This is a genomic window from Micromonospora sp. NPDC050276, from assembly GCF_044459545.1.
GTDB lineage: Bacteria > Actinomycetota > Actinomycetes > Mycobacteriales > Micromonosporaceae > Micromonospora.
In genome coordinates this window covers 600,079-624,824 of the sequence record NZ_JBITJA010000001.1, presented here as the reverse complement: position 1 = coordinate 624,824, position 24,746 = coordinate 600,079, and the positions used below count along the sequence as shown (strand labels likewise).

The 24,746-nt window shown below is 72.5% G+C and carries 28 protein-coding genes; 16 read left to right on the top strand and 12 right to left on the bottom strand.

All coding sequences use genetic code 11. The features are described from left to right. Nucleotides 1–82 precede the first annotated feature (82 nt). Together ACIBF8_RS02925 and ACIBF8_RS02920 are read right to left on the bottom strand one after the other, a co-directional pair. Nucleotides 83–547, bottom strand: a complete 465-nt coding sequence (locus ACIBF8_RS02925) for a PPOX class F420-dependent oxidoreductase (RefSeq protein WP_396780614.1) — start codon at nucleotides 545–547, stop codon at nucleotides 83–85. Nucleotides 548–589: 42 nt separating this feature from the next. Next, nucleotides 590–1,228, bottom strand: coding sequence for a DUF6642 family protein (locus ACIBF8_RS02920; protein ID WP_396780613.1), 639 nt, complete (start codon nucleotides 1,226–1,228; stop codon nucleotides 590–592). Nucleotides 1,229–1,531: 303 nt separating this feature from the next. Here ACIBF8_RS02920 and ACIBF8_RS02915 point away from each other — a divergent pair, with 303 nt between their 5' ends. Further along, a complete protein-coding gene (locus ACIBF8_RS02915) occupies nucleotides 1,532–2,320 on the top strand; it encodes a D-Ala-D-Ala carboxypeptidase family metallohydrolase (protein WP_396780612.1) in 789 nt (262 codons plus the stop codon). Nucleotides 2,321–2,421: 101 nt separating this feature from the next. Here the strand turns inward: ACIBF8_RS02915 and ACIBF8_RS02910 are convergent, their stop codons facing one another. The 3 genes from ACIBF8_RS02910 to ACIBF8_RS02900 all read right to left on the bottom strand — a co-directional run bounded on the left by ACIBF8_RS02910 (nucleotide 2,422) and on the right by ACIBF8_RS02900 (nucleotide 4,905). Beyond that, a complete protein-coding gene (locus ACIBF8_RS02910; RefSeq protein ID WP_396780611.1) occupies nucleotides 2,422–2,832 on the bottom strand; it encodes a hypothetical protein in 411 nt (136 codons plus the stop codon). A 133-nt stretch (nucleotides 2,833–2,965) separates the two neighbouring features. Beyond that, the gene (locus ACIBF8_RS02905) at nucleotides 2,966–3,679 is read right to left on the bottom strand and encodes a response regulator (protein WP_396780706.1); all 714 of its coding nucleotides are present in this window, start codon (nucleotides 3,677–3,679) and stop codon (nucleotides 2,966–2,968) included. Continuing rightward, nucleotides 3,658–4,905, bottom strand: a complete 1,248-nt coding sequence (locus tag ACIBF8_RS02900) for a sensor histidine kinase (RefSeq protein WP_396780610.1) — start codon at nucleotides 4,903–4,905, stop codon at nucleotides 3,658–3,660. The genes ACIBF8_RS02905 and ACIBF8_RS02900 overlap by 22 nt, the downstream gene beginning before the upstream one ends. 132 nt (nucleotides 4,906–5,037) lie before the next feature. On the opposite strand from ACIBF8_RS02900, the gene ACIBF8_RS02895 reads away from it, so the two are divergent. Genes ACIBF8_RS02895 through ACIBF8_RS02880 form a run of 4 tightly spaced genes read left to right on the top strand, consistent with a single transcriptional unit; the run spans nucleotide 5,038 to nucleotide 8,076 of the window. Beyond that, nucleotides 5,038–5,934: an ABC transporter ATP-binding protein gene (locus ACIBF8_RS02895; protein WP_396780609.1), complete on the top strand. Its 897-nt coding sequence runs from the start codon at nucleotides 5,038–5,040 to the stop codon at nucleotides 5,932–5,934. Next, nucleotides 5,931–6,728 carry an ABC transporter permease gene (locus ACIBF8_RS02890; protein ID WP_396780608.1) on the top strand — a complete coding sequence of 266 codons (798 nt, stop codon included), beginning with the start codon at nucleotides 5,931–5,933 and terminating at the stop codon, nucleotides 6,726–6,728. The genes ACIBF8_RS02895 and ACIBF8_RS02890 overlap by 4 nt, the downstream gene beginning before the upstream one ends. 2 nt (nucleotides 6,729–6,730) lie before the next feature. After that, nucleotides 6,731–7,480: a hypothetical protein gene (locus tag ACIBF8_RS02885; protein WP_396780607.1), complete on the top strand. Its 750-nt coding sequence runs from the start codon at nucleotides 6,731–6,733 to the stop codon at nucleotides 7,478–7,480. A 32-nt stretch (nucleotides 7,481–7,512) separates the two neighbouring features. Further along, complete coding sequence (locus tag ACIBF8_RS02880; protein WP_396780606.1) at nucleotides 7,513–8,076, top strand: SOUL family heme-binding protein; 564 nt, start codon at nucleotides 7,513–7,515, stop codon at nucleotides 8,074–8,076. 1 nt (nucleotide 8,077) lies between these two features. Here the strand turns inward: ACIBF8_RS02880 and ACIBF8_RS02875 are convergent, their stop codons facing one another. From ACIBF8_RS02875 to ACIBF8_RS02865, 3 genes are read right to left on the bottom strand one after another with little or no spacing between them, the layout of a single operon-like run. Next, entirely contained in the window at nucleotides 8,078–8,431 is a 354-nt protein-coding gene (locus tag ACIBF8_RS02875; protein ID WP_396780605.1) for a hypothetical protein, read from the bottom strand. Then, nucleotides 8,428–10,857, bottom strand: a complete 2,430-nt coding sequence (locus ACIBF8_RS02870) for an FtsX-like permease family protein (RefSeq protein ID WP_396780604.1) — start codon at nucleotides 10,855–10,857, stop codon at nucleotides 8,428–8,430. Before ACIBF8_RS02870 ends, ACIBF8_RS02875 begins: the two co-directional genes overlap by 4 nt. Continuing rightward, nucleotides 10,851–11,612: an ABC transporter ATP-binding protein gene (locus ACIBF8_RS02865; protein ID WP_396780603.1), complete on the bottom strand. Its 762-nt coding sequence runs from the start codon at nucleotides 11,610–11,612 to the stop codon at nucleotides 10,851–10,853. Before ACIBF8_RS02865 ends, ACIBF8_RS02870 begins: the two co-directional genes overlap by 7 nt. A gap of 168 nt (nucleotides 11,613–11,780) precedes the next feature. Here ACIBF8_RS02865 and ACIBF8_RS02860 point away from each other — a divergent pair, with 168 nt between their 5' ends. Genes ACIBF8_RS02860 through ACIBF8_RS02850 form a run of 3 tightly spaced genes read left to right on the top strand, consistent with a single transcriptional unit; the run spans nucleotide 11,781 to nucleotide 14,177 of the window. Further along, on the top strand, nucleotides 11,781–12,938 hold the full coding sequence (locus ACIBF8_RS02860) for a sensor histidine kinase (RefSeq protein WP_396780602.1): 1,158 nt from the start codon (nucleotides 11,781–11,783) through the stop codon (nucleotides 12,936–12,938). After that, entirely contained in the window at nucleotides 12,935–13,603 is a 669-nt protein-coding gene (locus ACIBF8_RS02855; RefSeq protein ID WP_396780601.1) for a response regulator, read from the top strand. Before ACIBF8_RS02860 ends, ACIBF8_RS02855 begins: the two co-directional genes overlap by 4 nt. Before the next feature lie 31 nt (nucleotides 13,604–13,634). After that, nucleotides 13,635–14,177, top strand: a complete 543-nt coding sequence (locus ACIBF8_RS02850) for a DUF1697 domain-containing protein (RefSeq protein ID WP_396780600.1) — start codon at nucleotides 13,635–13,637, stop codon at nucleotides 14,175–14,177. A 45-nt stretch (nucleotides 14,178–14,222) separates the two neighbouring features. Here ACIBF8_RS02850 and ACIBF8_RS02845 read toward each other — a convergent pair whose 3' ends face one another. After that, entirely contained in the window at nucleotides 14,223–15,200 is a 978-nt protein-coding gene (locus ACIBF8_RS02845; protein ID WP_396780599.1) for an MBL fold metallo-hydrolase, read from the bottom strand. A 153-nt stretch (nucleotides 15,201–15,353) separates the two neighbouring features. Continuing rightward, complete coding sequence (locus ACIBF8_RS02840; protein ID WP_396780598.1) at nucleotides 15,354–16,268, bottom strand: serine hydrolase; 915 nt, start codon at nucleotides 16,266–16,268, stop codon at nucleotides 15,354–15,356. A 52-nt stretch (nucleotides 16,269–16,320) separates the two neighbouring features. Here ACIBF8_RS02840 and ACIBF8_RS02835 point away from each other — a divergent pair, with 52 nt between their 5' ends. From ACIBF8_RS02835 to ACIBF8_RS02825, 3 genes are all read left to right on the top strand, one after another. Further along, on the top strand, nucleotides 16,321–17,286 hold the full coding sequence (locus ACIBF8_RS02835) for a LysR family transcriptional regulator (RefSeq protein ID WP_396780597.1): 966 nt from the start codon (nucleotides 16,321–16,323) through the stop codon (nucleotides 17,284–17,286). 100 nt (nucleotides 17,287–17,386) lie between these two features. Beyond that, a complete protein-coding gene (locus tag ACIBF8_RS02830; protein ID WP_396780596.1) occupies nucleotides 17,387–18,238 on the top strand; it encodes an aldo/keto reductase in 852 nt (283 codons plus the stop codon). 58 nt (nucleotides 18,239–18,296) lie between these two features. Then, on the top strand, nucleotides 18,297–18,638 hold the full coding sequence (locus ACIBF8_RS02825; RefSeq protein ID WP_396780595.1) for a hypothetical protein: 342 nt from the start codon (nucleotides 18,297–18,299) through the stop codon (nucleotides 18,636–18,638). 66 nt (nucleotides 18,639–18,704) lie between these two features. Here the strand turns inward: ACIBF8_RS02825 and ACIBF8_RS02820 are convergent, their stop codons facing one another. Then, the gene (locus ACIBF8_RS02820) at nucleotides 18,705–19,235 is read right to left on the bottom strand and encodes a nuclear transport factor 2 family protein (RefSeq protein WP_396780594.1); all 531 of its coding nucleotides are present in this window, start codon (nucleotides 19,233–19,235) and stop codon (nucleotides 18,705–18,707) included. Nucleotides 19,236–19,365: 130 nt separating this feature from the next. Between ACIBF8_RS02820 and ACIBF8_RS02815 the strand changes: the two genes are divergently transcribed. Continuing rightward, on the top strand, nucleotides 19,366–20,400 hold the full coding sequence (locus ACIBF8_RS02815; protein ID WP_396780705.1) for a DUF5937 family protein: 1,035 nt from the start codon (nucleotides 19,366–19,368) through the stop codon (nucleotides 20,398–20,400). Between the two features lie 230 nt (nucleotides 20,401–20,630). Next, a complete protein-coding gene (locus tag ACIBF8_RS02810; RefSeq protein ID WP_396780593.1) occupies nucleotides 20,631–21,617 on the top strand; it encodes an aldo/keto reductase in 987 nt (328 codons plus the stop codon). A 25-nt stretch (nucleotides 21,618–21,642) separates the two neighbouring features. Here ACIBF8_RS02810 and ACIBF8_RS02805 read toward each other — a convergent pair whose 3' ends face one another. After that, nucleotides 21,643–22,158 carry a GNAT family N-acetyltransferase gene (locus ACIBF8_RS02805; protein ID WP_396780592.1) on the bottom strand — a complete coding sequence of 172 codons (516 nt, stop codon included), beginning with the start codon at nucleotides 22,156–22,158 and terminating at the stop codon, nucleotides 21,643–21,645. 133 nt (nucleotides 22,159–22,291) lie between these two features. Here ACIBF8_RS02805 and ACIBF8_RS02800 point away from each other — a divergent pair, with 133 nt between their 5' ends. Genes ACIBF8_RS02800 through ACIBF8_RS02790 form a run of 3 tightly spaced genes read left to right on the top strand, consistent with a single transcriptional unit; the run spans nucleotide 22,292 to nucleotide 24,740 of the window. Further along, nucleotides 22,292–22,846 (top strand): NADPH-dependent FMN reductase, encoded by a 555-nt coding sequence (locus ACIBF8_RS02800; protein ID WP_396780591.1) that lies wholly within the window; start codon nucleotides 22,292–22,294, stop codon nucleotides 22,844–22,846. 26 nt (nucleotides 22,847–22,872) lie between these two features. Then, nucleotides 22,873–23,886, top strand: a complete 1,014-nt coding sequence (locus tag ACIBF8_RS02795; protein WP_396780590.1) for an ATP-binding cassette domain-containing protein — start codon at nucleotides 22,873–22,875, stop codon at nucleotides 23,884–23,886. Next, a complete protein-coding gene (locus ACIBF8_RS02790; RefSeq protein ID WP_396780589.1) occupies nucleotides 23,883–24,740 on the top strand; it encodes an ABC transporter permease in 858 nt (285 codons plus the stop codon). Before ACIBF8_RS02795 ends, ACIBF8_RS02790 begins: the two co-directional genes overlap by 4 nt. Nucleotides 24,741–24,746: the final 6 nt, after the last annotated feature.

Here is a 24,746-nt window from a genome sequence, read left to right as displayed (position 1 = left end):
TCCGCTGCTTCGGGGTCACCGCACCTGGAGCTTCAACCGCTGTCGGCCAGGAGCGGGCGGCGGTGATCCAGCGGACGCACGGTCAGTCGGCGAGGCGGGCCGGGAAGCCGCCGGTGGCGATCGGACCCCAGGCGTCGATGGTGACCCGGATCAGCGACTTGCCCTGGCGCACCATCGCCGCCCGGTAGTCGTCCCAGTCCGGGTGCTCACCGGAGATGCTGCGGAAGTAGTCGACCAGCGGCTCCAGAGCCTCGGGCAGGTCCAGCACCTCGGCGGTGCCGTCGAGCTGCACCCAGGGCCCGTTCCAGTCGTCGCTGAGCACGCACGCCGAGACCCGGGGGTCGCGGCGGATGTTGGTCACCTTGGCCCGCTCGGGGTAGGTGGAGATGACCAGCCGCCCCTGCCCGTCGACCCCGGCGGAGACCGGGGAGGACTGCGGGCGCCCGTCGGCCCGGGTGGTCATCAGGACGACGCGGTGTCGCGGCCGGAGGAATTCGAGCAGGCCGTCCCGGTCGACCCGGGTGTTCCTTGCGATGCTGCGTGCCATTCCCCGTTCCTACCAGGGCGCGGGAGCAGCGGCGGCGGCGGGTCAGCGGGCTCGGGCCGCGGAGCGGCGCACCGCCTGGGTGGGCACCCGGGGGCGGCCGGGCGGACGCCAGGCCCGACCGTTGGCGTAGATCACCCGAAAACCGAGGTACGACGCGAGCGGCGCCCAGTGCGCGGAGCCCATCCGCAACTCGGCGGCGTTGTGCCGCTGGCCGTTGGCGAGCACGTCGAGGAGAACGGTTTCGAAGGCTGCCGATTCGACCCAGTCGACCTCTCGGGTAAAACCGCAGATCAGAGCGGCTCCGGTGACCTCCAGGAACTCGCGCAGCACCGCGTCCGAGGCGCGCAGCACGGAGCAGCTGCCGAAGTAGAGTCGCCGCCCCTCGGCACGGCCGGCCATCAGCTCGGCCACCTCGGTCAACTCCACCGACTGCCAGTCGGTGAGGCAGAGCCGGCTCGGCTCGCCGTGCATGGCGAAGAAGCCGACCCGGTGGTCGGCGTACTGCTTGAGCAGCCAACGGTCCAGAAAGTAGAACAGCTCGTCGCGGGTGGCCGCGTCCTTGTGGATGAAGCGGATCTTGCCCAGCCGTTCGAGCAGCTCCAGGGTGGGTAGCACGGAGCCTCGCTCGTTGAGGTCGCGGTGCCACTGACCCTCGACACAGAAGACGCCACCCCGTGCCACGCGCACCTCCGCCAGTCCGCCGCCCGGACTGACGTTACCGGCTGCCACTGACCCGGGAACATCACCCTGGGTGTGGCAGATTGCGACGTTCGGTGTGCTTGAGCACCGGAGGGCCGATCGGCAGGAAATGGCTGTTTCGCAAATCAGCCGAATTCCCAGTCAATACCCAGGAACCGCAGATTGTGAGGACGATTCTCGTTAATCACCTCCAACCGCACGGATCAGTGTCAGGGTGGGAATCACGGGACTTCTCGGTCGATGTCCCGGAGCCACCCCATTCGCTCTCCTATCGGGAGGACTTCTGTGCGCGTAAACACCTTGAAGCGAGTCGCCGTCGCATTCGCCCTGGCACTGCCCGGGGCGGCAATCGCCACGGTGATCGCCGCACCGGCGGCGCACGCGGACGGCTGTTACACCTGGAACCGCACCCTGACCCAGGGGCGCTCCGGCGACGACGTCCGCCAGTTGCAGATCCGGGTCGCCGGGTGGGCCGGCTACCGGGACATCGTGGAGAACGACGGGCGCTACGGGCCGAAGACCGCCGCCGCGGTCAAGCGGTTCCAGCAGGCGTACGGGCTACGCGCCGACGGCATCGCCGGCCCACAGACCTTCGCCAAGCTGTACCAGCTCCAGGACAACGACTGCACGCCCGCGCACTTCAGCTACAGCGAGCTGGACAACGGGTGCGGGGGAAGCGGGTGGAGCGGCGGCCCGCTGTCGGCCAACCAGACCAAGCAGAACGCGCTGCGCACCATGTGGAAGCTGGAGGCGCTGCGCAAGGGCCTCGGTGACAAGCCGCTCTACGTGTCGAGTGGATTCCGCAGTCGGGCCTGCAACAACCAGGTCGGCGGCGCGTCCGACAGCCAGCACCTGTACGGCAACGCGGCCGACGTGACCTCACGGACGTCCTCGCTGTGCCAGGTCGCCCGTGGTGCCCGTAACAACGGCTTCAGTGGGATCTACGGGCCGGGCTATCCCGACCACGACGACCACGTGCACGTGGACTCGCGGCGGGAGAACAACAGCGACAGCAGCTCGAACACGACCAACTGGTCCGCCCCGGATTGCGGGATCGGGGCCGGCAACGACTGAGCCGGCCGGTCAGAGCGACGTCGGCCCGACGCGGAGGGGGAACTTCCGCGCCGGGCCGACGTCGTGTCGCCCCGGGTCAGGTGGGCGGAGGGGTAGCGCGCTCAGCTCGCCCGGGGCCAGCGCGGCGCGGTGACGGGGGGAGTCACCGGCCGGCCAGCAGCGGTGGGCCGGATCCCCTGGGGGACGGCCCGCGCGGCCTGCTGCCGCGACGGCCCAGTAGCCGTGAACGGGAAGGGCACGTGCACAAACGGATTGCCATGCCGGATCAACGCCTCGATCTGACGCTCGTTGAGCCCGTGTGTCTCCAACACCCGTCGCCCCCAGCGGTGCAGCCGGCACGGGTAGGACGCGCCGTCGTTGCGGCACAGCGGCCCGGTGGGCCACTCCTCGGCGGTGTGCACGACCACCGCCCGGACCGCGAGCCGGACATCCTCGGGGGTCAACGGTGCCGGCATTGGCACCTCACCCAGCACCTGATCGATGGGATCCGTCGACTGCTCACCAACTCGCACGGCAGGCCTCCCGCAGTTCGGCAGCGGTACGGCGGACCCACCGCACCGACATCCTCGGCCATGGGTACGGCGGACACCGGACGAAAGTTCAATTCCGGTACGCGGTAAGCAGATCCTCCCGAGCGGTGGAACCTCAGACCAGGCCGGCGTCGTGCACGAGCAGCGCCACCTGGACCCGGTTGTTCAGCTCCAGCCGGGTCAGCAGCCGGGAGACGTACGCCTTCACCGTCGCCACGCTCATGAACAACTCCCCCGCGATCTCCGCGTTGGTGTGGCCCCGACCCAGCGCGACCGCCACCTGCCGCTCCCGCTCACTGAGCCCGGTGAGCAACCGCAGCGCGCGCTCCCGGCGCGGGTCCGGGCCGACCGGGCCGGGGGCGGAGGCGGTCACGTGGGCGATCAGCGTCCGGGTCACCGTCGGGGAGAGCGTCGCCTCACCGGCCGCGACCCGGCGTACGGCGTGCACGATCTCCGCCGGTGGGGTGTCCTTGAGCAGGAAGCCGGCCGCACCGGCGCGCAGCGCCCGCAGCACCTGCTCGTCGGCATCGAAAGTGGTCAGCACCAGCACCTCCGGCGGGTGCGGCTGGGCCCGCAGGGCCTCGGTGGCGGTGAGCCCGTCGACCCGGGGCATCCGGATGTCCATCAGCACCACGTCCGGGGCGTACGCGGCGACGGCTGCCGGCACCTCGCCACCGTCGGCCGCCTCGCCGACCACGGTCAGATCCGGCAGGCCGCCGAGGATCATCGAGAGCCCGGCCCGGACCAGCGCGTCGTCGTCCACGATCAGTACGCGCACCGGCGGCTTGGCTGCGCCGGCAGGGTTGGTCACGCCGGCCACGGCAGCCAGGCGGCCAGCCGGAAGTCGCCGGTGTCGTCCCGCCCGTAGGCGAGCCGACCGCCAGCGAGGGTGACCCGTTCGCTGATGCCGACCAGGCCGGTGCCCGCGCCCGGCAGGGTGCCGCCCTCCGGTGTGCCGACCGGCCACCGGTTGCCGATCACCACGGTCAGGCCGGTGCCCGGCCCGCCGGCCACGTCCACGGTGACCGCCGCGCCGGCCGCGTGCTTGCGGGCGTTGGTCAGCCCCTCCTGCACGATCCGGTACGCGGCCCGGCCCAGCGCCGCCGGCACCTGCTCCGGTGTGGCGACGCTGTCGCTGACGTTGACCCGTACCCCGGCCGACCGCGACTCGGCGATCAGCGCCGGCAGGTCGGCGAGGGTGGGTTGTGGCGGCTCCGGGGCGCCGCCGCCGTCCTCGGCCCGGAGCACCCCGATCACCTCCCGCAGGTCCTGAAGGGCGGCGTGCGCGCTGCCCCGGATCACCCCGGCGGCGCGGGCCACCTCGTCGGCCGGCGCGTCCGGACGGAACTCCAACGCACCCGCGTGCAGGCTGAGCAGCGAGATCCGGTGGGCCAGGACGTCGTGCATCTCCCGGGCGATCCGGGTGCGTTCGAGGTGGCGGGCCTGCGCGACCCGCAGTTGCTGCTCCGCCTCGGCCCGCTCGGCCCGCTCGCGCAACGACACGATCAACTGCCGCCGGGCCCGGACGAACATCCCCCAGGCCAGCACAACGAGGCTGATCACCACGCCCCACGACGCGGCTTCCCAGTACGACATCTTCGGGTCCGGACGCAACCACGTGAAGACCATGTTGGTGACGAGGCCGGCACCGGTGATCGCGATCGCAACGGCGGTCCGCCGGTGCACCACCACCGTGAAATATAAGATCAGCAGCGGGACGGCGGCGGCCAACGAGAACAGGGTCAGCGGTGTCGTCGCCACGGCCAGCCCGAGCGGCCAGCGGCGGCGCCACCAGAGCAGCACAGAACAGACCAGCCCGATCAGGGCGTCGGCGCCGGCCATCCAGTCGTGCGGGAGCGCGGTGCTCATCGCCGGGTCGGGCGACAGGGCGTCGGCGGTGGCGAACAGCACCCAGAGCAGGGAGACCAGGAACGCGAGGCTGTCCACGATCCAGTCGCGGGTGGTGCGGCGCGGACGCGGACGCCCCCGGTCGGCCGGCACCACCAGCTCCCCCGGCAACAGCCAGGGGTGCTCCGGGACGGCGAGGCTGGTCACGACGCCATGCTAGGCAACCGACGGGCGACACGACCAGCTACCAAAGTCGAGACCCGCCGGTCGACCAAGGTCGACGCGACAGCGACCGGTGGCCGCAGCGGATGGCCGGGCGGCGCGGGCAGGCTCGACGACATGATCACCGTGGAGAACCTCACCAAGCGATACGGGCCACATCCGGCCGTGGACGACGTGTCGTTCCAGTGCGAGCCGGGCACCGTCACCGGCTTCCTCGGCCCCAACGGCGCCGGCAAGTCGACGACCATGCGCATGATCTGTGGGCTCACCACGCCGACCGCCGGCCGGGCCACCGTCTCCGGGCACCCGTACCAGGAGCTGCCCAACCCGGGGCGGGAGGTCGGAGTGCTGCTGGACGCCTCCGCCCAGCACGCCGGGCGCACCGGCCGCGAGGCGTTGACGCTGTCCGCGTACACCATGGGTCTGGACCGGCGCGAGGTCGCCGCGAAGCTGGACCTGGTCGGGTTGAACGCGGTGGCCGCGAAGCGCCGGGTGCGGGCGTACTCGTTGGGCATGCGCCAGCGGCTCGGGCTGGCGCACGCGCTGCTCGGCGACCCCCGGGTGCTGATCCTCGACGAGCCGGCCAACGGGCTGGACCCGGAGGGGATCTTCTGGATGCGCGGCCTGCTGCGTGACTTCGCCGACCGGGGCGGCACCGTGCTGCTCTCCTCCCACCTGCTGCGCGAGGTGGAGGCGGTCGCGGACCGGCTGGTGGTGATCGGGGGCGGCCGGATCGTGGCCCAGGGCGACAAGAACGAACTGCTGGCCGGTGGCGGCACGGTGGTCCGGGCCCGCGACGACGCGGCGCTGCGCCGGGCGCTGGACGCGGCCAACCTGACCGCCGCCGACAGCTCGGAGGGGCTGCTCGTGCAGGCCGACGCCGAGGCGGTCGGCCAGGCCGCCGCCGATGCCGGCGTCGCGCTGGCCGAACTGCGCCCCGCCAGCGGCGGTGGCCTCGAACAGCTCTTCCTCACCCTGACCGCCGGCGAATCCACCAAGGAGGCCGTCCGATGACCACCACCACCGCGCCCGCCGCCGGCGCCGTCGCGCCCCGGCACCATGCCCCGGTACGCCGACCGTCGCTGCTCCGGCTCACCGTCGTGGAGTTGCGCAAGCTCGTCGACACCCGAGCCGGGCGCTGGCTGCTGATCACCATCGGCCTGGTCACCGCCGCGATCGTCACCCTGCAACTGATCTACGCCAAGGACGCCGACCAGACCTTCACCAACTTCTTCGTCCCCGCGCTGCTGCCGGTGTCGGTGCTGTTGCCGGTGCTGGGCATCCTGTCGATCACCAGCGAATGGTCGCAACGCACCGCCCTCACCACGTACGCCCTGGTGCCCCGCCGGGAGCGGGTGGTCGGCGCGAAGCTGATCGCCGTATCACTGACCGCGCTCGCCTCGGTGCTGGCCAGCCTCGCCGTCGCCGCCGTCGGCACGCTGCTGGCGTCCGCCACCGGGGGCGCGGGCACCTGGCAGCTCGACGGGTCGCTGATCGTGAACGCGGCGATCCTCCAGGTCACCAGCGTGTTGATGGGTGCCGCCTTCGGTCTGCTGCTGCTCAACCCGCCGCTGGCGATCGTCGGTTACCTGCTGCTGCCCACCCTGTGGGGGGTGCTCGGCGAGATGGTCAAGCCCCTGCGTGGTCCATCCGAATGGTTGGACACCAGCAAGACCATGGAACCGTTGTTCAGCACCGACGCCGTCACCGGCGACCAGTGGGGGCGGATAGCGGTGTCCCTGCTCGTCTGGATGGTCCTTCCGCTGGCCGCCGGCCTGTTCCGGACGTTGCGCCGCGAGGTGTCCTGACCATGGACGTGGCCGGGTACCGTCCGCGCACCGTGGTCAGCGGCGGCCCGCTGGAGCTGGCCGTCCTGTGGGGTGGCTTCCCACTGCTCGGCGCGGGCGCCGGATGGCTCCTCGCGGCGACGACGGGCTGGCTGGCCCGGCTCCCCTGGGTGCCGTTCAGCGACCTGATCGAGTGGCTGGACCGGCTGCCCGAGCCGCAGGCCACCGGCGGCACCATCGCGGTCGGCGTGCTGGCCGGCCTGGTCATCGCCGGGATCGGCACCGCCGAACGGCTGATCGTCACCGTCGACACGGCGCAGGTCCGGCTGCGCCGCTCCGACCAGGACCGGGCGGTCGCTCGGGCCGACGCCCGGGTGGTCTTCCTCGCCGACAAGCACCTGGTGCTGCTCGACGCCGACGGCGCGGAACTGGTCCGGGAGCCGACCGACCTGTCGGCCGCCCAACTGGCGGCGGCGTTCCGGGCGCACGGTTGGGGTTGGGCGGACGACGACCCACACCGGTCGGCGTACCGGCTGTGGGTGCCCGACCTGCCCGGGTTGCCGGCTGGGGCGGACGCCCTGCTGCGCGCCCGGGAACGGGCGATCCAGCGGGACCGCCGTGACGACGCCCGGGAGTTGCGCCGGGAACTGGGCCTGCTCGGGGTGGTGACGCGCGACGAGGGCAAACGGCAGTACTGGCGGCTGACCGCCCGCGCTGTCGCACCCGGACCGGAGCAGCCGACTTCGGCCGAGCGGAAGGCCGACGGGCGGTAGCGTCTGTCCCAGCAGACCCTGGGAGCCGCGCGATGACCGAACAGCAGCCGTACCGGGTGGTGTCCCGACACCCCGGCTTCGAGCTGCGTCGGTACCCCGCCCACCTGGTGGCCGAGATGCAGATCCAGGCGTCGTTCACCCGGGCGCCGATCGAGGCGTTCCGGCCGCTGGCCGCGTACCTCGGCGGGGCCAACCGGGCCCGGCACCCGATCGGCCCGGCCGCGCCGACGACGACGGCGGCCAGCGGCTCGGAGAAGATCGCCATGACCGTGCCGGTGGTCCAGATCGAGGGCGAGTGGCCGGGCGCGTACCTGATCCAGTTCGTCATGCCGGCCACCTTCACCACCGCCACCCTGCCCGAGCCGGTGGACGCCCGGGTGCGGATCCGCGAGGTTCCGGCACGGCTGGCGGCGGCGATGCGGTTCTCCGGGCGATGGACGGAGCAGTCGTTCAGCCAACGGGCCACCATGCTCGGCCGCGCGGTGACCGCGGCCGGGCTGCAACCCACCGGCGCCATCCGGTACGCGCGCTTCGACCCACCGTGGAAGCCCTGGTTCCTGCGCCGCAACGAGGTCGTGCTGCCGGTCGTCGAGTGAGCTACCGGCGGTTCTCGGCGGTCGGCCAGGCCAGCAGCAGGGCCATCCCGAGCCCGGAGAGCAGCCCGCACAGCGAGACCAACAGATCGGAGTCGGCGGCGTTGATCGGGCTGTTGCCGGCCAGCGCGGTGAACGTCGCCCCGATCGGCAGCAGGGTCAGCATGGGGATGGCCGTGACCAGCAGGAACGCCAGCGGGCCGGCCAGCGCGGCGAGGGCGGCCAGAGCGTGGTGCCGCCAGATGGGTTGACCGCCCGGCCAGTCCAGCGCGCGGCGGAGAGGAGCAGCCCGACCGGGCGCGCGGATCGCATCCGTGGACGGTAGCGGCCCGAACGCCCACGCAGGGGGCGCGGTCATCCGACGAGGCCGAGCGGCGACCGCGCGGGACGATGCCGCAAGGACCGCCACGTCGGCAGCACGCTGGACAGCACCGCGAGCAGCAGACACAACCCCACCACCCCGGCGACCACCGGCCAGGGCACCACCAGATCGACCGGGGCGCCGACCTGCTCGGCGAGGCCGGCACGGATGCTGAGCAGGCCGACGAACGCGACAGCCCCACCCAGCAGGGCGCCGATCAGGACCACCAGCGCCGACTCGGCCGTGACCAGCCAGATGACCTGCCGTCGGGTCGCCCCGGCCAACCGGATCAGCCGCAGGTCCCCGGCGCGGCCGGCGGCGGCCAGCAACAGCGTGTTGGCCACCGCGATGGCCCCGTAACCGGCGGACACACCGATCAGCAGCACCGTGAAGAGCCAGACGAGGCGGTCCTCCGCGGCGTCCGCCTCGGCCGCCCAGGCTGGGATGTCGAGGATCCGCGCGCCGACGGGAGGATCGATCCGGTCCCGGACGTACACCGTGGACGTCAGCGCGGACGGGTCGTGGGCGCGGATCACGGCCCGGGGCAGGAGCAGGTCACCGGGGATGGAGGTGTCGGTGACCACGGCGACGACGCGCAGCGACACCAGCGTGCCGTCCGCGAAGACCACCGGGTACGGCTCGGACGGCAGCCGGTTCGCCGAGGCGGTGACCACCACCGTGTCGTCTCCGGTCAGGTCGTTGAGCGAGCCGGCGACGACGGTGAGCACCCGGTTCGCGGCGGCGAACCCCGCCGGCTCCACGCCGAGCGCGGTCATCGGCCGGTTCGGCGGGGACGTGCCGGGCTCCGTGCGGTAGACGGTGGTCGGCAGGAGGGCGGTGCCACCGGTCGCCGCGACGGCCCGGTCGGACAGACCGGGTGCCCGGTCGGGCACGACGATCCAGCCGGCGTTCACGTTGTCGGCCCGACCTGCCGCGTACGCGGCGCTGGTGGTGCGCACCATTCCGGACACCAGCACCGCGAACGCGACCGTGAGCAGCACCGGCGCGGCGATGGCGGCGGTCCGCCGGGTGGCGGTCAACGCCGCGCCCCGGACCAGCATCCCGATCGCGCCACCGGGCCGACGCACCGGCCAGCGCAGCAGCCGCACCAGCGGCCCGACCACCGCCGGAGCCAGCACGGTGGCACCGGCCACCAGCGCCATCACTGCGTAGAGCGCGTACTGCGCGGCAACCCGGGCCTCGTCGGCGGTCGCCGTCCCCACACTGAGAGCGACGCCCGCCGCGACGAGCAGCGCCCCGAAGCCAGTCCGCAGCCGCCCGATCGGTCGCTGCTCCACCGCCGCCTCGCGCAACACCTCCAACGGGCGGACCCGGGCCGCTCGGCGCGACGCCGACCAGACGGCCAGCAACGCGATCACCGGCCCGGCGGCGAGCGAGACCGCCACCGGCCAGAGTTCGTAGCGGACCCGGAAGGTCGACGGTTCGTAGCCGAAGTCGACGAGCAGCCGACCCAGCAGCGGGGCGAGCACCGCGCCCACCAGCACGCCGACGAGCCCCGCCGAGACACCGACGATGAGCGCCTCCGCGCACACCATGCGGCGGATCTGGCGACCGGTGGCGCCGACGGCGCGCAGCAGGCCCAGCTCACGGCGGCGCTGCGCGACGGTGAACGCGAACGTGGAGGCGACCACGAACACCGTGACGAAGCCGGCGAGGGCCGCCGTGGCGGTGAGCACCTGCATACCGATCCAGCGGGTGCGGGCGTCACCGCGCGGCTCCAGCGCACCCCGGGCGGCACCGGTCAGCACCCGCCCGTCGCCACCGACGATTCCGCGCGCCGCCGTGGCGACCCGCTCCGCATCAGCTCCCGGCGCGAGCAGCAGCCCGATGGCCCGGACGCCGGGCGCGAGCGCGGCCGCGACCTCGTCCGCGACATGGACACCAGGCCCGTCGACCAGACCGGTGACGGTGTACGGCTCCGGGCCCGCCGCGGTGAGCAGGGTGACCAGCACCCCGGTGCGCAGCCCGAGCGCGCGGTCGACCACCACCTCGCCGGGCCCACGGGGCGGCTCGCCGGCGCTGAGCCGCACCCCGCCCAGTCGGGCGCTGGACCAGCCGTGCCCCTGGTAGGCGTCCTCCCGCCGGGTGTCGGCCACCGACGGCCGACCGTCGACGAGCGGCTGGGCGTAGAAGGTCCGGTCCGGCACCGCCGCCACGACGCCCGCTAGACCGGCCAGCCTGCCGACGAGGTCCGCCGCCGTGCTGGCGGACCAGGGCCGGGTCGGCACGAACTGGTCAGCCGACGCACTCGCCTCCGGGCTCTGCACCACGACCGCCGCCCGCGCCAACCGGTCCGGCACCTGCGGACGCCCGGAAGCGAGCAGCAGGGTGGCCGCCGCGACCAGCGTGACCCCGATGGCGACGGCCACGAACGCGCTGGCCGACCGCCGGACGCTCAACACGACTGCTCCACGGTCTGCGCCGGCTCGGTCTCCCGCTCGGCGATCCGGGCGGCGACGGCTGCGGCGCTGATCCCGCCGGTCAGCTCGTCGACGACACGGCCGTCGTCCAGCAGGAGGACCCGATCGGCGTACCCGGCGGCGGCCGGATCGTGGGTCACCATCACCACGGTCTGCCCGTGGTCGTCGACCAGCCCCCGCAGCAGCCGAAGCACCTGGCGGGACGCCGCGCTGTCCAGCGCCCCGGTCGGCTCATCGGCGAAGACGACCGTCGGACGGGTGATCAGCGCTCGGGCCACGGCGACTCGCTGCTGCTCACCGCCGGACAGCTCGCTCGGCCGATGCCCGGCCCGGTCGGCGAGTCCGACGGCGGCGAGGGCGGCGGCGACGTCTCCGGCCGGCGGGCGGCGGCGGGCCAGGCGCGACGGCAACTCGACGTTCTGCGCGGCGGTCAGCGTGGACACCAGGTTGAACGCCTGGAACACGAAGCCGATCCGGTCCCGCCGCAGCCGGGTCAGCTCGTCCTCACCGAGGTCGTTGAGGCAGGTGCCGTCGATCGTGACGGTCCCCTCGGTCGGGCGGTCCAGCCCTGCCGCGCAGTGCAGCAGGGTGGACTTTCCCGAACCCGAGGGGCCCATCACCGCCGTGAACGTGCCACTCGCGAAGCTGGTGGTCACACCGTCGAGCGCCGCCACCCGCCGAGTTCCGGTGCCGTACACCGTGCGTAGCCCCGTCAGGGTCACCGTGTGCGTGGTCATGACCGTTACGGTCCCGAATCGGGAGCTGCGGCGCGTCGGGCCGGGGCGGGCACTTTCCGGCCCGCCCCGGGGTGGAGTCGGAGGCCCGGAAGCGCCGGCACATCGTCCTCCGGGATGACCACCCGCAGGGGGACGCGGTCGACCCGACCGGCCGATAGCGTTCGACGGGTGACCGCTCTTCTGTTGACCCGACGGATGCGGCCGGTGGACTTGTACACCGTGGACGCCCTGCTGGCGGTGGCCGTCGGCGGGCTGCTCTGCCCGTACGCGGCGCTGGAGTCGCCGCTGCACGGTGGCGTACGCGAGCCGTTCTGGGTGTCCGTGCTGGTCGGGATGGCGCTGGGGCTGCCGTTGGCCATCCGGCGGCGGTGGCCGATGACGGTGGCCGTCGTGATCAGCTCCGTCGCCACCGTCGCCTTGATCACTGGGGTGATACCCAACTTCGCCGCAGCCGCCCCGGCGTTCGCCATCGGCCTGTCCTTCTACACGGTGGCCGTGGCGACGCCCACCCGCCGGTCGATGCTCTGCGCGGCCGGTTGTCTCGCCCTGGTGAGCGTCGCGCTGGTGCTGACCGCCGGTGACCTCTGGTCGCGGACCGGCGCGGTGGTCTACGCCGCCGTCATGGTCGCGCCCGCCTGGGTAATCGGCTGGCTGATCCGGGAGCGACGCGCCCTCGCCACCCGGCAGAGTGACCAGCTGGTCCGTCAGGCCGCCACCGAGGAGCGGTTACGGGTGGCGCGCGAGTTGCACGACGTGGTGGCGCACACGTTGAGCCTCATCGTGGTGAAGGCAGCCGTCGCCAATCACGTCGCGGAGGCCGACCCCCGCGAGGCGGGTGCCGCGCTACGGGTGATCGAGGAGACCGGTCGCAACGCGCTGACCGACGTGCGTCGGGTGCTCGGCGTCCTGCGCGAGGACGCCCCGTACGCGCCGACGCCCGGGCTGGACGAGTTGCCCGTCCTCGCCCGGCAGGCGGCGATCGGCGGCGTCGACGTCCAGCTCGCTGTCCGGCGGGAGGAGCCGGCCGGCGCGGTGCCGGAGTCGGTGGGCCTCACGGTGTACCGGATCGTGCAGGAGGCGGTGACCAATGTGGTGAAGCACGCGGCGCCGGCCGCCTGCCGGGCGACGGTGACCGTCCTGCCCGACGAGGTGCGGGTGGAGGTGACCGATGACGGCCAGCGGCCGGTCCTGATCGGCGAGGAGGGGCACGGGTTGATCGGCATGCGGGAACGGGTGGCGCTGCACGGCGGGGAGTTCCGCGCCGGCCCACGCTCCGCCGGTGGCTTCGCGGTGACGGCCAGCCTCCCCTACCGGGTGGCCGCGTGATCCGCGTACTGATCGCCGACGATCAGGCGCTGTTGCGCGGCAGCTTCCGGCTGCTGGTCGACCTCAGCCCGGACTGCACCACGGTCGGTGAGGCGGGCACCGGCGTGCAGGCCGTCGCGTTGACCGAGCAGCACCGGCCGGACGTGGTGCTGATGGACGTCCGGATGCCGGAGATGGACGGCATCGAGGCGACCAGACGGATCTGCGCCGACCCGGCGACGGCCGGCACCCGGGTCATCATCCTGACCACGTTCGACCTCGACGAGTACGTCTACGGGGCGTTGCGCGCCGGGGCCAGCGGGTTCCTGCTCAAGGACACCCCACCGGCGGATCTGCTGACCGGGATCCGGGTGGTCGCCGCCGGTGAGGGGCTGCTCGCGCCGACGGTGACCCGCCGGCTGATCGACGAGTTCGCCCGGCAGCCGGAGCCGGCCCGGCCGCTGCCCCGACAGCTCGACGGGGTGACCGAACGGGAACGGGAGGTGCTCGCGTTGATCGCCCGGGGCCTGTCCAACGCGGAGCTGGCCGCGCACCTCAACCTCAGCCAGGCCACGGTCAAGACGCACGTCGGGCGGCTGCTGACCAAGCTGGCGGTTCGCGACCGGGCGCAACTGGTCATCGTGGCGTACGAGACGGGCCTGGTGGGGCCGGGCGGCCTACGCTGAACCAATTCGGCCCGCACCCGACGGAGGAGCCATGACCCGGTACGTCGCCCTGCTGCGCGGGGTCAACGTCGGCGCCACCACCCGGCTGTCGATGGCCGACCTGCGCCGGATCGTCACCGACCTCGGCCACGAGGACGTCAAGACGTACCTGCAGAGTGGCAACGTGGTCTTCGGCAGCACCGTGCGTGACGCGGAGAAGCTGGCCGTCGGGATCGAGCGGGCGCTCACCGACGAGTTGGCGTTGACCGTTCCGGTGTTGGTGCGCAGCGGCCGGGAGTTGGCGGCGGTGGCCGGCGGCAACCCGTACGCCGACCGGGAGGACGACCCGACGCGACTGCTGGTGGCCTTCCTCGCGGCCGCACCGAAGAAGTCCATGCTGGACGCGCTCGCCGTGCCCGGTGCGGAGAACGTGTCGTTCACGGTGACCGGCCGGGAGGTGTTCCTGCACTACGTCGACGGTGGTTACGGGCGGTCGAAGTTCACCAACGCGTACCTGGAGAAGAAGCTCGGCGTGGTGGCCACCACGCGCAACTGGAAGTCGGTGCGCGCCCTGGCCGAGCTGACCGCCGCCTGACCCCGGGTGCGGGGTCGCGGCCTGCGACCCCCACACCGGCGCCGGTCAGAAGTGGTACGCGGTCTCGTACTCGGGCACGAGGACCCGGCTGCGCGGCGAGATCCGGCGGATCGCCGCGATCATCTCGTTAAGCCGGGTGCGGTCGGTCGGTGCGACCACCGGCGGGTTCTGCAACGGGGTCTCGAAGTTGTCGTAGTGCACCGGCACCACGACCTTCGGGTACTCCAGGCCGGTCAGCAGTCGGGGCAGGTAGTCGCCGGTGGTGGTGGCGCTCTGCATGGCCACCATCGCCACGTCGGGCGCCAGGCCGGTGAGGTTCCGCTCGGCGACGTCGCTGGCGCCGGTGAAGTACACCGACGGGCCGTCGTCGACGCGAAGCAGGTAGCCCAGCGTGTCCCCCTCCGGCAGGTCACCGACGGTCGCCGGCAGCGCCGGCTGACTCACCCGCACCCCCGGGAAGGCCACCGAGTACGCCGCGTTGCGGCTGTGCAACGAGCTGACCACCTCGATGCTGTGGTCGCCGAAGTCGAGCACCTCGCCACCCTTGACGGCGCTGAGCTGGGCCGACGGCACCCCGTAGGCCAACCCGAGGTGGTATGCGGTGAGCGTGCCGAACACCCGCGCGCCGGTACGGCCGGCGATGTACGGCACGTCCATGAAGTGGTCCCAGTGGGTGTGCGTGACCAGCACCGTCGTGGCCCGGTCGACGCGCTGGTCGATCACGTCGGTGCGCACGGTCAACGGGGTGGCGGTGTTGAAGGCGCCGGTGAACAGGCCGGTGTCGATCCGGCTGAGGAAGGGGTCGACGAGCACCGTCCGATCCCCGATGTCGATGCGCCAGCCGGCTGTACCCCACCAGCGGAAGCTGACCGCGCCCTTGCGGCGAGCGGTCGGCGTGGGTGCGGCGGCCGTCGGCGCGGCCTGGGCCGGGGCGGCGCCGCCGACGGCGAGGCCGCCAGCGGAGACCAGGGCGGTGGTGGCGGCGGCGTCGCGCAGGAAGCGGCGGCGGTCGAGGTTGGGCATGCGGATCTACTCCCCGTGGTCGGGTGATCGGTCGACACGAGCCAATCAGCGCCACCCCGCCCGGGTCCAAGATCAAAGGCCGTCGACTCCGATACGCCGCCGCATATCGGACCTGCTCAGTGGCGGTGCGCCGACGATCGGACGGGCGTGAAATCAATTGCCGCGCAGCGCCTCGACAGCCGTCCGGGCGGCCTCCCCCATCGCCAGGTCCACGTCGATGCGGCGCGGGGTCAACTGGTCGGCACGGGCGAAGACAGCGATGGCGTACCGGCCACCGTCGGGGTACTCGGCGACGCCGGCCTCCAGGTGCAGCCCGGGCAGGGTGCCGGTCTTTCCGGCCACCCGGACGCCGGGCGGAAAACCGGCGGCCAGCCGGGTCCAGAAGATCTGCCGGGCCATCCAGGTGCGGACCATCGCGCACGCCTCGGGCGGCCCGGCCTCGTCCCGCCAGATCAGCGTGAGCAGCCGGGTGATCTCCCGGGCCGTGCTGGACGTGGTGCGCGACGGATCGAAGACCCGCATGGCCCGGACCCGCTCCGCCGGCAGGGTGGGAAAGATCCTGGCGAACTCCGCGTCGGTGCGGGCGCCCACGTCGGCGAGCATCGCCTCGACGAGGTCCCGGGGACCGCCGAGGACGCGGGTGCGGGTCAACCCCAGCTCAGCGGCGAGCATCGGCAGCAGGTCCGGGCCGACCCGGCGCAGCAGCAGATCGGCGGCGGTGTTGTCGCTGACCGACATGGCGAAGTAGGCGAGGTCGCGCAGCGACACCTCGGCGTCGTCGGTGCAGCCGGCCAGACCCCACCCGCCGAGCCGGTCGGCGGCGGTGACCAGGACCCGCTCGGTCGGGTCCAGCTGACCGGCCTCGACCTGGCGGGCGAACTCCAGCACCAGGAGGATCTTGAAGATCGAGGCGATCACGACCTGCTCGTCGGCCCGTACCCCGACCTCCGGACCACTGCCGGTCGGGCCGTCGAGGGCCAGGCCCACGGCGTCGAGGTCGACGGCATGCATGCTGGCCGTCACCCCGGCGGCGGCGAAGATGGCCTCGATACGTTCCTCCACGTCCACGCAGGCACGGTATCCAGCGGCCCGGTGCCGGCGCTGGCGTAGGGTCCGGGCCGTGGACCTGCTCCGGCACCTGCGACACTTCGTGGTCGTCGCCCACGAGCTGCACTTCGGGCGGGCCGCGGAGCTGCTCGGGATGGCTCAACCGCCGCTGAGCCAGTCGATCCAGCGGCTGGAGCGGGAGCTGACGGTCGAGCTGTTCGACCGGTCCCGCCGCCAGGTACGCCTCACCACCGCCGGTGAGCTGCTGCTCGGCGAGGCGGAGGAGCTGCTGGCCGGCGAGGGTCGACTGCGCAGCCTGATGGGGCAGATTCGTGCCGGTGAGCTGGGCGTACTCCGGGCCGGGGTGCCACCGGAGACGCCCGCCGTGACGCTGCGTTCGCTGCTGGACGGGCTCACCACCCGGGCGCCCGGCCTGGACGTGGAGCTGCACGAGTTGACCACCGCCGAGCAGGTGCGGATGCTCGGCGAGCGAACCCTGGACGTGGGGCTGGTGCACCACCCGGTGGCGGCGGACGGGCTGCGCTTCGGCGCCCCGGTCGACGTACCCCTGGGGGTGCTGCTGCCGCGCACCTCGCCGCTGGCCCGCGACCGTGCGGTGACGTTGGCGTCGCTGGCCGGCCTGGATCTGGTGGCCGCGCCCCGCGCCACCGCGCCCGGCTGGCACGACCACCTGCTGGCGGTGTGCCGACAGCACGGTTGGCACCCGGCGCGGGTGCGCCCGGCCCGCAACCCGGAGTTCCTCTTCGGCCTGGTCTTGGCCGGCGGCGGGGTGGCCGTGGAACCGGCGGCGGTGGCCCGCCGGGAACCGCGGATGGCCTGGCGGCCGATCACCGACGCGCCACTGGCCAAGCGCACCTCGGCGGCCTGGCCGGACCGGTCGGCGCACCCGGCGGCGGCGATGTTCGGTCAACTCGCCGCGGAGGTGCTGGCCGACGCCCAGCCCACCACGCCCGCGCCGGCCGCGCCGTCGGTGCCGGCGGCACGGCCCTGGCCGGTGCTGTTCGACTCGACCGGGTGAACCGGTCCCGCGTTGCGCTCGTCACCCCGCAATGTGCGGTGATTCGGCCTGCCGTCCGGGTATGGATGACAGGCAACGACGATGACGCGAAGGAGCCGCAATGGCGAACGCCATTCCCGACATCAGCCTGAACGACGGCACCACCATTCCGCAGCTCGGCTTCGGGGTGTTTCAGATCGAGCCGAAGGACACCGTGGCAGCGGTGACCACCGCGCTCGAGGTGGGCTACCGGCACATCGACACCGCCGAGATGTACGGCAACGAGGCCGAGGTCGGCGAGGCGGTACGCGTGTCCGGCCTCGACCGGGGCTCGGTCTACGTGACCAGCAAGCTGAACAACGGCTTCCACCGCCCCGACGACGCCCGCAAGGCGTTCGACTCGACGCTCGCGGCGCTGAAGATGGACTACATCGACCTGTTCCTGATCCACTGGCCGCTGCCGACCCTGTACGACGGCGACTACGTCTCGACCTGGAAGGTGCTGGAGGAGTTCCAGCGCGACGGCCGGGCCCGCTCGATCGGCGTGTCGAACTTCCAGGTGTCGCACCTGGAGCGGCTGGCCGCCGAGGCGAGCGTCGTGCCGGCGGTCAACCAGATCGAGGCGCACCCGTACTTCACCAACGACAAGGTCCGCGCCTACGGTCGCGAGCACAACATCCTCACCGAGGCGTGGTCGCCGATCGCCCAGGGCAAGGTGCTCGACGACCCGACGGTAATCGACATCGCCGAGCAGCTCGACCGGAGCCCGGCGCAGGTGGTGCTCCGCTGGCACGTGCAGCGCGGCGACATCATCTTCCCGAAGTCGACCACCCCGAAGCGGATCGAGGAGAACACCCGGATCTTCGACTTCGAGCTGGACGACGCGGCGATGGAGCGGATTACCGCGCTGGACAAGGGCGAGGCCGGGCGGCAGGGCCCGGACCCGGACACCTTCGCCTACCTGCCGGCGTAACGCGACGGCCGGTTTCGGCGCAGCTAGAGAAGGGGGCCCAGGCGGGCCCCCTTCTCGTGTGTGTGAGCCGCGCCCGGCGCCCACCTCCGGCGCCGAGGTCCGCACCAGGGTGACCGGGGCGATGCTGAACCTGGACGCGAAGTTCCACCCGGAGACCGCCCAGCACACCGAGGAGAACACCGAGGCGTGGAAGCTGATCTCCCTGTGCCGGGTGAGCCTGCCGTCGGACATCAAACGCACCGCCTACCGGGAGCGGGTGTGGGACGGCGAGAACGTGTGGATCCGGCAGTACATGGTCGGCTACCTGAAGGTGCCCGGCCGCGGTGACCTGGCGGCCGGCACCGCGCTGGTCGGGAAGATCGTGCCGCTGGCGGTGGCCGCCCTCGAAAAGGCCGTCTGACCGCCGCCGCGGGGCGGGTGCCACAGCTGCCGCGCCCGCCCGGCCCCCCGACGGGCGCCCCCCTGGTCAGATCCGGCCCACGGAGTCCTGGTTCTGCAACACCAGCCACCGGCCATGCTGGTAGGTGTAGCTGACCCCGATCAGCAGCGGCACCCTGGTGCCGGTGGCCGGCACCGCGTAGACGGAGTCGAACAGCACGAAGCCGGTCCGGCAGCCCACCACGGTCTGCTTCGCCACGCTGAAGGACTGGGTCCACGAGTCGTCGGCGAAGAACCCGCGCAGCCAGTCCACGGTGGCCCGTTTGCCGTCGAGCACCTCACCGTCGGAGGCGAAGACGGAGGTGACCTCCGGGTGCAGCAACGCGGCGAAGCCGTCCAGGTCGCGCCGTTCGGTGGTCTCCACGTACGCGCGGACGGCGCGGTCGAAGGCGCGCTCGCAGCCACGGGCCATCGCGTCGCCGGTTGTCGTGTCGGCCGGACCCGGAGTGCCGGCCGACACCGCGGCAGGAGCCGCTGCCAGCAGACCGGCCGTGAGCCCGAGCAGGGCGATCGTGCGGCCGAGCCGGCCGGCGGGACGGGCGGAGGCAGGGAGGCGCATCGGTTTCTCCTCAGGGCGAGTGGTGTTGCCGTCGCAGCCAACCCGACCCGCCGCCCCGCCGGGTACTGATTCGAACCAGTTCGAATGCCGACCGCACATCGACGCCACCGCTTGTACGATCCGGGCTGTGATGGTCGCGCATCTGGACGGCCCGAGCCTCGCCCGGCTTCGGTTGGCGATCTCGCCGGCGTCGGAGGTGACGTCCTGGCTGCGGGCCGCGCTGTCGCGCTTCGGGCACCCGGTGCACGGCGATCCCGGTCCGGCCGCCCGCGCCGCGCTGCGGCACCCCGACGTGGCCCTGGTCGCGGAGCTGATGACGCCGCCCGGCCGGCTCGGCTACACGCCGGATCTGCTCACGCCGAAGCCGCCGCTGGGCCCGCTCGACGCGGCCTTCGAGCAGCAGTTGGCGGCCACGGCCGCGACGCCCGCCGACGAGGTGGCGGTGCAGGTGAACGAGCGGTTTCCGGCGGGCAGGATCCCGGCGCGGGTCCGCACGGCGGTGGAGGACGGCACCCTGGCCCGGCGCGTGACCAACGGGCTGCGCCACTTCTGGCGGGCCGCGCTCGCCGAGCAGTGGCCAGCGGTGCGAACCGCGCTGGAGGCCGAGCTGGCCCTGCGGGCCACCACGATGGCCACTGCCGGAGTGGGCAGCATGCTGAACAGTCTGCACCCGAAGGTCGGCTGGACCGGCAGTTCGTTGACCGTCGACAGCTCGTACCGGATCACCACCGCGCTGACCGGCGCGGAGCTGGTGCTCGCGCCGTCGGCGCTGGCCTGGCCTCAGCTCTCCACTCAGCTCTGCGACGAGGGCAACGCCGTGCTCGTCTACCCGGTCGGCGCCGGGCCGACGGGTCAGCGTCGGGCGGATCGGCTCGGTGACCTGGTCGGGGTGAGCCGGGCGGCGATCCTGGCGGACCTGGACGTTCCCCGGTCCACCGGGCAGCTCAGCGAGCGGCACCGGTTGGCCCCGGCCACCGTCTCGTATCACCTGGGGGTGCTGCTGCGCTCCGGCCTGGTGGTGCGCACCCGGGAGCGCCACAGCGTGCTCTATCGGCGGTCCGATCACGGGGACGGGCTGGTCGGCCGCCGGTCAGGTCAGGAGCCGACGCGTTCGGCGATCCGGCGGAACACGGCCTGGGTCGGCGAGCCGGGCTCGGGCACGTAGACGATCAGCCGCTGCTCGGTCTCCGGCACCAGCAACACCCGGCACTCGAACTCCAACAGCCCCAGTTGGCGACCCTGCCGGCCGACGGGCCGAACGGGCTGCTCTGGGGCTTCCAGATGGACGCCGGCGGCGGATACGGCGTACTCCCCTGGTGAGCTTGACCTGGAGCGCGCTCCAGGCGGCAGGGTGACCGGTGCGCCCACCGGTAGGGCGCCCGAGAGGAGACCCCCATGCGGTACCGCACGATCGGCACCGACCCGGCGACCCGGCGCGAGGTCAGCGTGCTCAGCCTCGGCGCGATGCTCTTCGGCAGCGCCACCGACGAGGCCACCTCGTACGCGATCCTCGACCGGTACGTCGAGGCCGGCGGCACGTTCATCGACACGTCCGACAACTACGCGTTCTGGGTGGACGGCGGGCAGGGCGGGCAGAGCGAGGAACTGCTCGGCCGGTGGCGGCGCAGCCGGGGCGTCGGCGCCGAGATCGTCATCGCCACCAAGCTGGGCGCCCGGCCGTTGGCCCCGGGGACCAGCTACCTGGACAACGCCGAGGGCCTCTCTGCCAAGGTGATCCGCGAGTCGGCGGAGCGTAGCCGGGAACGGCTCGGTGTGCAGCGGCTGGACCTGCTCTACGCGCACATCGAGGACCGGACCGTGCCGATCCAGGAGACCGTGGAGGGCTTCGCCGAGCTCGTCGCCGAGGGGACGGTGGGCCTGCTGGGCGCCAGCAACCACCGGGCCTGGCGGGTGGAGCGGGCCCGCGCGTTGGCCGCCGCCGCCGGCCTGCCCGGGTACGAGGTGCTCCAGTACCACCGCAGTTACCTGCCGAACCGCACCGACCTGATCAGCGAACTGGACCCGGACGGCGAGCCGGGCGGCGTCGGCGGTGACCTGCTCAGCTACCTGCGTGCCGAGCCCGAGCTGACCCTGGTGGCGTACTCGCCGCTGCTCAAGGGGGCGTTCACCCGGGCGGACAAGCCGCTCAGCTCGGCCTACGACCTGCCGAGCGCGCCCCGGCGACTGGCCGCGCTGCGGGAGGTGGCCGGGCAGACCGGCGCGACGGTCAACCAGGTGGTGCTGGCCTGGTTGCTGGGCGGCGAACTGCCGTCCATTCCGCTGGTGGGCGCCTCCTCGGTGGCGCAACTGGAGGAGAGCCTGGGAGCGGTCGACCTGGAGCTGACCGCCGAGCAGCGGCACCGCCTCGACACCACCTGGTGACCTGCCACCAGCCGCCCCGCCGACCTCAGCTTTCGGTCGGTGGGGCGGTCAGGTCGAGCTGCCAGTCGTTGGCCCGCATCAGCTGCCCCGGAGGGTATTCGAAACCGGTCTCACCGAGCAGCGTGAAGCCCGCCTTGCGGCACACCGCGTTCGAGGCGGGATTGTCGACCGAGGGGTAGGCGTGGGCGAAGTGCCGGTCCCGCCGGGCGCGAGCCACGTCCACCACCGCGCGCACCGCCGCCGTGGCCAGCCCCTGCCCCCGGTACGCGGGCAGCACCGCCCAGCCCAGCTCGTACACCGGTTGATCGCGCCACTCACGGGCCCAGTAGCCGACGCTGCCCGCCCGCACCCCATCTGGCAGCACCAGCGTGAACATGCAACCCTGCCCAGTGTCGGCAAAGTGCACGTACCGGTCGTGCCGGGCGAGCACCTGCTCGTCGGTCTCCGGGCCGCCGGTGTGCCTGCGGGTGTCCGGTGAGTTGAGCTGCCGCAGCAGGTCGAGGTCGTCCTCGTGCCACGGCTCGATGCGTACCTGCGCCATCCCGCTCCCCCGTTTCGTCGACCCCAGTCAAGCCGATCCCACCGACATTCCGCCCCGAAACCGCGCCCGCTAGATCGGATCTAGCGGGCGCCTGTCGTCACCTCGCGCCTTCAGGATGGAAGGGGGGTGAGCCATGACGCCGTTGCGGATCGCCGTGATCGTCGGCAGCACCCGGGAGGGGCGGGTCGGCGACCGGGTCGCCCACTGGTTCGTCGAGCAGGCCATCCGGCACGACGACCTGGCGGTGACCGTCGTTGACCTGACCGAGTACGACTTCCCGGCCACCTACCCCGCCGAGCCGACCACGTCCATCCGGGCGTTCGTCCGCGAGGTGGGCCGGGCGGACGCGTTCGTCGTGGTCACCCCCGAGTACAACCACAGCTTCCCGGCACCCTTGAAACAAGCCATCGACTACGCGTACGACGAGTGGCAGGCCAAACCGGTCGGCTTCGTGTCGTACGGCTGTCGGTCCACCGGCCTGCACGCGGTCGACCAGCTACGTACCGTCTTCACCGCCTTGCACGCGATGACGGTGCGCGACGTCGTCGGGATCGACCTGCTGGCCGGCGAGCCGACCGCGCAGTGCACGGACGAGCTGCACCGCGATGTCGGCGTCCTGCTCGACCAGCTGCGCTGGTGGGGCCTGGCGCTGCGCGACGGCCGGGCAGCTCGACCCTACGTCTCCTGAACACGCCCACACGAAAGGTAAAGATCATGAGTAGACGCACCACCGGCCTGGCCATCGAGGCCGAGGGGCTCACCCGCTCGTTCGGGAACACCCGGGCGCTGGCCGGCATCGACCTGCGGGTGCCCGCCGGCACCGTCTACGGCCTGCTCGGCCCGAACGGCGCGGGCAAGACCACCGCGGTCCGGGTGCTCGCCACGCTGCTGCGGCCCGACGGCGGCTCGGCCCGGGTCTTCGGGCACGACGTGGTCACCGAGGCCGACAAGGTCCGTTCCCGGGTCAGCCTCACCGGCCAGTACGCCTCGGTCGACGAGGACCTGACCGGTACGGAGAACCTGGTGCTCCTGGCCCGCCTGCTCGGCCTGCGCAAGCCGGCCGCTCGGGAGCGCGCGGCGGCCCTGCTCGCCGCGTTCGGCCTGACCGAGGCGAGCGACCGCCAGGTGAAGAAGTACTCCGGCGGTATGCGGCGGCGCATCGACATCGCCGCCAGCATCCTGAACACCCCGGATCTGCTCTTCCTCGACGAGCCGACGACCGGTCTCGACCCGCGCAGCCGCAACCAGGTGTGGGAGATCGTCCGGGCGGTGGTGTCACACGGCACGACGGTGCTGCTGACCACCCAGTACCTCGACGAGGCCGACCAACTCGCCGGGCGGATCGCGGTCGTCGACCACGGCCGGGTGATCGCGGAGGGCACCCCGGGTGAGTTGAAGTCGTCGATCGGCTCCGGCACCGTCCACCTGCGACTACGCGATCCCGGCCAGCGGCCCGAGGCGGAGCGGGTGCTTCGGGAGGCACTCGACGTGCCGGTGCAGCTCGCCGCCGATCCGGTGGCGTTGACCGCCCGCGTCGGCGAGGCCGGCACCGACCTCGACGCCAGCGCCCAGGCTGCCCGGGTGCTCAGCGACCTGGCCCGGGCCGGCATCGCGGTCGACAACTTCTCCCTCGGCCAACCGAGCCTGGACGAGGTCTTCCTGGCCCTGACCGATCATCCCGCCGTGCCGGCCGACGAGCGCGACGACGAGCTGGAGGCAGCCCGATGAGCGACACCACGACCACCACGACCGAACGGGCGCCGTCCGTCTACGTTCCGTCCGCCGAGGCACTGGCGACCGTGCTCGCGCCCGGTGCCCGACCGCCCCGACCGAGCGCGCTGGGCGCGTCGCTCACGTTCGGCTGGCGGGCCATGCTGAAGATCAAGCATGTGCCGGAGCAGCTCTTCGACGTGACCGCGTTCCCGATCATCATGGTGCTGATGTTCACGTACCTGTTCGGTGGCGCCCTCGCCGGCAGCCCGCGCGACTACCTGCAGTTCTTCCTGCCCGGCATCATGGTGACCAGCGTCGTCATGATCACCATGTACACCGGTATCGGCCTCAACACCGACATCGAGAAGGGCATCTTCGACCGGTTCCGGACGCTGCCCGTCTGGCGCCCGGCCGCCCTGGTCGGCATGATCTTCGGCGACGTGCTGCGCTACATCCTCGCCGCCCTGGTGATCCTGGGCCTCGGGCTGGTGCTCGGCTTCCGGCCCGCAGGCGGGGTGGTCGGTGTCGCCGCCGGGATCGGGCTGCTGGTGGTCTTCTCGTTCGCGTTCTCCTGGGTGTGGACGTTCTTCGGGCTGATCCTGCGCAGCGAGAAGTCGGTGATGGGGGTCAGCATGATGGTGCTGTTCCCGCTGACGTTCCTGAGCAACGTCTTCGTCGAGCCGAGCACCATGCCCGGCTGGCTCCAGGCGTTCGTGAAGGTCAACCCGGTGACCCAGCTGGTGGCCGCGATCCGGGGAGCGATGAGCGGCGAGTCGGACCCGTCGGCCACGATGTGGCTGCTGCTGTGGAGCGCCGGCTTCGTCCTCGTCTTCGGCACCCTGACCATGTACAAGTACAACCGCCGCTAACTCCCC

Excerpts from the sequence above, each read along its gene's own strand:
- ACIBF8_RS02925 (WP_396780614.1), bottom strand. The coding sequence starts at position 547 with ATGGCACGCAGCATCGCAAGGAACACCCGGGTCGACCGGGACGGCCTG.
- ACIBF8_RS02895 (WP_396780609.1), top strand. The coding sequence starts at position 5,038 with ATGATCACCGTGGAGAACCTCACCAAGCGATACGGGCCACATCCGGCC.
- ACIBF8_RS02890 (WP_396780608.1), top strand. The coding sequence starts at position 5,931 with ATGACCACCACCACCGCGCCCGCCGCCGGCGCCGTCGCGCCCCGGCAC.
- ACIBF8_RS02885 (WP_396780607.1), top strand. The coding sequence starts at position 6,731 with ATGGACGTGGCCGGGTACCGTCCGCGCACCGTGGTCAGCGGCGGCCCG.
- ACIBF8_RS02880 (WP_396780606.1), top strand. The coding sequence starts at position 7,513 with ATGACCGAACAGCAGCCGTACCGGGTGGTGTCCCGACACCCCGGCTTC.
- ACIBF8_RS02875 (WP_396780605.1), bottom strand. The coding sequence starts at position 8,431 with ATGACCGCGCCCCCTGCGTGGGCGTTCGGGCCGCTACCGTCCACGGAT.
- ACIBF8_RS02865 (WP_396780603.1), bottom strand. The coding sequence starts at position 11,612 with ATGACCACGCACACGGTGACCCTGACGGGGCTACGCACGGTGTACGGC.
- ACIBF8_RS02850 (WP_396780600.1), top strand. The coding sequence starts at position 13,635 with ATGACCCGGTACGTCGCCCTGCTGCGCGGGGTCAACGTCGGCGCCACC.
- ACIBF8_RS02845 (WP_396780599.1), bottom strand. The coding sequence starts at position 15,200 with ATGCCCAACCTCGACCGCCGCCGCTTCCTGCGCGACGCCGCCGCCACC.
- ACIBF8_RS02830 (WP_396780596.1), top strand. The coding sequence starts at position 17,387 with ATGGCGAACGCCATTCCCGACATCAGCCTGAACGACGGCACCACCATT.
- ACIBF8_RS02820 (WP_396780594.1), bottom strand. The coding sequence starts at position 19,235 with ATGCGCCTCCCTGCCTCCGCCCGTCCCGCCGGCCGGCTCGGCCGCACG.
- ACIBF8_RS02815 (WP_396780705.1), top strand. The coding sequence starts at position 19,366 with ATGGTCGCGCATCTGGACGGCCCGAGCCTCGCCCGGCTTCGGTTGGCG.
- ACIBF8_RS02810 (WP_396780593.1), top strand. The coding sequence starts at position 20,631 with ATGCGGTACCGCACGATCGGCACCGACCCGGCGACCCGGCGCGAGGTC.
- ACIBF8_RS02805 (WP_396780592.1), bottom strand. The coding sequence starts at position 22,158 with ATGGCGCAGGTACGCATCGAGCCGTGGCACGAGGACGACCTCGACCTG.
- ACIBF8_RS02800 (WP_396780591.1), top strand. The coding sequence starts at position 22,292 with ATGACGCCGTTGCGGATCGCCGTGATCGTCGGCAGCACCCGGGAGGGG.
- ACIBF8_RS02795 (WP_396780590.1), top strand. The coding sequence starts at position 22,873 with ATGAGTAGACGCACCACCGGCCTGGCCATCGAGGCCGAGGGGCTCACC.
- ACIBF8_RS02790 (WP_396780589.1), top strand. The coding sequence starts at position 23,883 with ATGAGCGACACCACGACCACCACGACCGAACGGGCGCCGTCCGTCTAC.